1 pseudogene is annotated in these 503 nt (G+C 33.6%); it reads right to left on the bottom strand.

What is annotated here, in order from left to right:
* Positions 1-503, bottom strand: a pseudogene (locus FOT98_RS31220) (hypothetical protein); the annotation flags it as partial.

Here is a 503-nt window from a genome sequence, read left to right as displayed (position 1 = left end):
GCTACAGATAGCTTAAAGAAAGCCTTGGTAAATACAACAGGACTAATATATACGTATGGATTTGCTTTTTCTGTTTCCTCATTCATAAAATGAGTCAGTTTGATTGTATATCGGCCATCTACTCCGTTTTCAATGGAGATAATGTTATGTAAGTTTAATTTCTTTAATGCAATATAGAATTGAGAGTGCTGGATATAAGCAAATTCTTCTTTATATTGCTTGTAATCTTCCCACATCATATGTATTGTTACATTTGGAATGACGCCGTTTGTATAGCATTTTTTATGTAGGTATAAGAATACTTCAAGGTCAGCATTCGTAATCCCATATAATTTATGTTTTCTTCCAGTTTTCTCTGCAAGTGTAGACATTGCGCGACGTGAAAAAGATGGTTTTGCTTTTTCTACAAAGCCTTCTACGTCAGCAATACGTTCTTCGTATGTCATGTGCTGCAGAATATCTTCTAAATATGTATCTTTATAGCTGTAGTACTTCTCCTCAAA

It is taken from the genome of Bacillus sp. HY001, assembly GCF_007558965.1.
Lineage (GTDB): Bacteria > Bacillota > Bacilli > Bacillales > Bacillaceae_G > Bacillus_A > Bacillus_A mobilis.
Note: the sequence above shows the minus strand (reverse complement) of the source record. Positions and strands in the feature narration are given on the sequence as shown.